This is a genomic window from Xanthomonas sp. SHU 166, from assembly GCF_000364685.1.
GTDB classification, from domain to species: domain Bacteria; phylum Pseudomonadota; class Gammaproteobacteria; order Xanthomonadales; family Xanthomonadaceae; genus Xanthomonas_A; species Xanthomonas_A sontii.
Window position 1 is genome coordinate 1 of the sequence record NZ_AQOJ01000813.1, and the last position, 4,174, is coordinate 4,174.

The following is a 4,174-nucleotide window of genomic DNA, read 5'->3' on the forward strand; positions in this document are numbered from 1 at the left end:
GCACCCGCTTCGTGGTCGACCTGCCGTTGCCGTGGGTGCCCGAGCCGCTGCCGCAGGCGCCACGCGACGCCCGCGCGTCCGCCAGTGCCGCGGCGCCGCGGCGGATCCTGCTGGTCGAAGACGATCCGACCGTGGCCGAAGTGGTCGGCGGCCTGCTGCGCGCACGCGGCCACCACGTCACCCACGCCGCGCACGCGCTGGCCGCGCTGACCGAAGCGGCGGCCAGCACGTTCGACATCGCCCTGCTCGATCTGGACCTGCCCGGCCTGGACGGCCTGGCGCTGGCGCGGCAGTTGCGCGCCTTCGGCTACGGCATGCCGCTGATCGCGGTCACCGCCCGTGCCGACGCCGACGCCGAGCCGCAGGCGCATGCCGCCGGTTTCAGCGGGTTCCTGCGCAAGCCGGTGACGGGCGAGATGCTGGCGAAGGCGGTGGAGGCGCCAGAAGATGGAGAAGGCAGCAGGAGCGAGGAGGGCAGGTAAGTCACACCCGTCCGGTATCCGCAGCAGGTGTGACCAGCAGAGGGCAGGTGCCTTCCAGGCTGCATGCAGTCGGGACTGAAGTCCCTCCCACATGGAGCAGGTCGCGCATCCCGCTCCTGCGACTCCCCAATCCCGACTCCCCAATCCCCGCTTTTCGGCTACTCCGCCACTTCCTCCACCTGCTTCGGCAACGGCCGCGTATCCGGCAGCTGCCAGAAGATCAGGGTCGAGGTCAGGGTGATCGCGCCGACGCAGACGAAGGTCGCATGCAGCGCCGCGGTGGCGCCGTGGGTGTCGCCGAGATGGGTGTTGAACGCGGCCAACAGGCTGCCGGCGGCCGCGGCGCCGAAGCCGGTGGCGAGCATCATCACCATCGACAGCAGGCTGTTGCCGGCGCTGGCCTGGTCGCGGTCCAGGTCGCGCAGCGTCACGGTGTTCATGACGGTGAACTGCAGCGAGTTGACCGCACCGAACAGCGCCAGCTGCAGCAGCCGCCAGCCCAGCGGCTGGCCGGCGTCGAACAGCAGGAAGCTGGCCATCGCGGTGCCGACCAGCACGGTGTTGGTCATCAGCACGCGCCGGTAGCCGAAGCGCTCCACCAGCTTCACCGCCGCGCGCTTGGAGGCCATCCCGGCCAGCGCCACCGGGATCATCATCAGCCCGGCGTTCATCGGGCTCATGCCCAGGCCCACCTGCAACAGCAGCGGGATCAGGAACGGCATGCTGCCGCTGCCCACGCGCGAGAACAGGTTGCCGAGGATGCCGATGCGGAAGCTGGCGACCTTGAACAGGTGCAGCGGGAACAGCGGCGCCGCCGCGTTGGCCGCGTGCAGCCAGTAGCCGATCAGCGCCGCCAGCCCGGCGATCGCCAGCAGCATCACGAAGGCGTGGCGCAGGCCCAGCTCGGAGATGCCGTCCAGCGCCAGCGACAGCGCGACCATGCCGAAGGCCAGCATCGCGTAGCCGACCAGGTCGAAGCGGGTGCGCTGCTCGCCGTAGAAGTCCGGCATGATCTTCAGCGCCGCGGCGAAGCCGATCGCGCCGATCGGCAGGTTGATCAGGAACACCCAGTGCCAGGACGCCACCTGCACCAGCCAGCCGCCCAGGGTCGGCCCGACCAGCGGCCCGATCAGCGCGGGAATGGCGATGAAGCTCATCGCGCTGAGGAACTGCGCGCGCGACACCGAGCGCATCACCGCCAGCCGGCCGACCGGCAGCAGCATCGCGCCGCCGATGCCCTGCAGCACCCGTGCGGCCACCAGATACGGCAGCCGCGGCGCTGCCGCGCACAGCAGCGAGCCGAGGGTGAACAGCACGATCGCGGTCAGGAAGGTGCGGCGCGTGCCGTAGCGGTCGGCGATCCAGCCCGAGGCGGGAATGAACATCGCCACCGCCAGCGCGTAGCTGAAGACCACCGACTGCATCTGCAGCGGGCTCTCGCCCAGGCTGCGCGCCATCGCCGGCAACGCGGTGTTGACGATGGTGGCATCGAGCATCTGCATGAAGATGGCCAGCGACACCAGCCACAGCAGCGGACGGAAACTGCGCGCGTTGGGAACGGCGATCGGATCGGAGGAGGGCGCGGACATCGGCACGCAGGGTGACGCGGGGGGAGCACTAGGATCGCGCAGATCGCGTCGCCGTGTCGTGCAGTTGCGCGCTTGCGATGCAGCGCGCGCTCAGCGATCCATACTGCGGACGCCTCGGTGGATTGCGCCTAGCAGGCAGCCGCTCCTACGCGAAAGCGCAAGAGATCGAGCGCACGGTCAGATCGCCGACCGTGCGCGAGACTGGAATCCCGAATCCCGAATCCCGGCGTTCAACCACGCCGACTATGCCGCTGCACCGCCTCCACCAGCGCGCCAACATGCTCGGGCTGCATGTCCGGCGACAGGCCGTGACCGAGATTGAACACATGGCCGTCCAGCGAGCCGCCGTTGCCGTCGGCATAGCTGCGCAGCACGCGTTGCACCTCGCGGTCGATCGCCTCCGGCGCGCCGTACAGCATCGCCGGGTCGAGGTTGCCCTGCAGGGCGACGCGGCCGCCGGTACGGCGCGCGGCGTCGGCCAGGTCGATGGTCCAGTCCACGCCCACGCCTTCCGCACCGGAGGCCGCGAGCTCTTCCAGATAGGGCGCATTGCCCTTGCCGAACAGGATCAGCGGGGTGCGCTCGGCGCCGTCGCCGCGCGCCAGTTCGCGGGCGATGCGCTGCAGGTAGGGCAGTGAGAACTCGCGGTACATCGCCGGGCTCAGCACACCGCCCCAGGTGTCGAACACCTGCAACGCCTGCGCACCGGCCGCGCGCTGCGCCGCCAGGTAGGCGATCACCGCGTCGGTGTTGACCGACAGCAGCGCGTGCAGCGCCGCCGGATCGTTCAGCGCCAGCGCCTTGATCCGCGCGTAGTTGTCGCTGCCGCCGCCCTCGACCATGTAGCAGGCCAGGGTCCAGGGGCTGCCGGAGAAGCCGATCAGCGGGACGCTGCCGTCCAGTTCGCGGCGGATCACCCGCACCGCGTCCATCACGTAGCGCAGCTCGGTCTCCATGTCCGGCACGCCGAGCCGGGCGATCGCCGCGGCATCGCGCACGGGGTGGCGAAACTTGGGGCCTTCGCCTTCGACGAAGTACAGCTCCAGGCCCATCGCATCGGGGATGGTGAGGATGTCCGAGAACAGGATCGCCGCGTCCAGCGGGAACCGCGCCAGCGGCTGCAGGGTCACTTCGCAGGCCAGTTCCGGGGTCTTGGCCATGGCCAGGAAGCTGCCGGCGCGGGCGCGGGTGGCCCGGTACTCGGGCAGGTAGCGCCCGGCCTGGCGCATCAGCCACACGGGGGTCTGGTCCACGGGCTCGCGGCGCAGCGCGCGCAGCAGGCGGTCGTTCTTGAGCATGGGGGATTCCTTAGCGCGGCGCGTCGGCGCCACGGGTGAACATGACCTGGAAGCCGCGCTTGAGCTGGGCGTCGCGGGCTTTCTCGAAGGCGGCGTTGGCGTCTTCCTGCTGCAGGTAGAGCTCGCGCCGCAGCTGCGCGCGGCCGCCGATCTGGCCGCTCTCGCGCAACAGTTCCCAGCCGCCGAGCAGGTCCGGCTGCAGGGTCAGCTGCAGGTAGCGTGGCGGCTCGTTGCCGTCGGGGCGTTGCTGGAGGAAGACGCGCATGTGCCGATTGTAGCGGGTGCCGGTGCAGGCGACGTGGCCCGGTCGGCGGAACGCAGCGGCCGCTCAGCCGGCACGGAAGCCGCGGCGATACGCCGACGGCGGCAACCCCAGGTCGCGCGTGAACTGCAGGCGCAGCGCGCCGGCACTGCCGAAGCCGCAGTCGGCGGCGATGCGCTCCAGCGGCAGGTCGGTGCGCTCCAGCAGTTGCTGGGCGCGGACCAGGCGCTGGTGCGCCAGCCACTGCACCACGGTGGTCCCGGTCACCTGGCGGAACTGCCGGGTGAAGCTGCGCCGACTCATCCGCGCGTGCGCGGCCAGCGCGTCCAGGCGCAGCGGCTGGTCCAGGCGCTGCAGCATCCAGTCCAGGGTCGGGCCCAACTGGGCGTCGCGGCGGCTGGCCGGCAGCGGCTGTTCGATGTACTGCGCCTGCCCGCCCTGGCGGTGCGGCGCCACCACCAGGCGCCGGGCGATGCGGTTGGCGACCTCGGCGCCGTGGCGGCGCCGCACCAGGTGCAGGCAGCAGTCGATGCCGGCGACGGT

General features: G+C 71.1%; 5 protein-coding genes. 1 reads left to right on the forward strand and 4 read right to left on the reverse strand.

Annotated elements, in window-relative coordinates; translation table 11 throughout:
• A partial coding sequence (locus D180_RS18690) for a response regulator (protein WP_017913985.1) occupies positions 1–482 on the forward strand: 482 nt, incomplete at its 5' end.
• Between the two features lie 158 nt (positions 483–640).
• Here the strand turns inward: D180_RS18690 and mdtD are convergent.
• The 4 genes from mdtD to D180_RS18710 form a co-directional block, all read right to left on the reverse strand.
• Entirely contained in the window at positions 641–2,071 is a 1,431-nt protein-coding gene (mdtD, locus tag D180_RS18695) for a multidrug transporter subunit MdtD (protein ID WP_017913986.1), read from the reverse strand.
• Between the two features lie 230 nt (positions 2,072–2,301).
• On the reverse strand, positions 2,302–3,369 hold the full coding sequence (hemE, locus tag D180_RS18700; RefSeq protein ID WP_017913987.1) for a uroporphyrinogen decarboxylase: 1,068 nt from the start codon (positions 3,367–3,369) through the stop codon (positions 2,302–2,304).
• A gap of 10 nt (positions 3,370–3,379) precedes the next feature.
• Entirely contained in the window at positions 3,380–3,634 is a 255-nt protein-coding gene (locus tag D180_RS18705; protein ID WP_010344159.1) for a WGR domain-containing protein, read from the reverse strand.
• 63 nt (positions 3,635–3,697) lie between these two features.
• The coding region (locus D180_RS18710; protein ID WP_017913988.1) for a helix-turn-helix domain-containing protein at positions 3,698–4,174 on the reverse strand (477 nt) is incomplete at its 5' end.

Coding starts and splice junctions, on each gene's coding strand:
- hemE (WP_017913987.1), bottom strand. CDS start 3,369: ATGCTCAAGAACGACCGCCTGCTGCGCGCGCTGCGCCGCGAGCCCGTG.
- D180_RS18705 (WP_010344159.1), bottom strand. CDS start 3,634: ATGCGCGTCTTCCTCCAGCAACGCCCCGACGGCAACGAGCCGCCACGC.
- mdtD (WP_017913986.1), bottom strand. CDS start 2,071: ATGTCCGCGCCCTCCTCCGATCCGATCGCCGTTCCCAACGCGCGCAGT.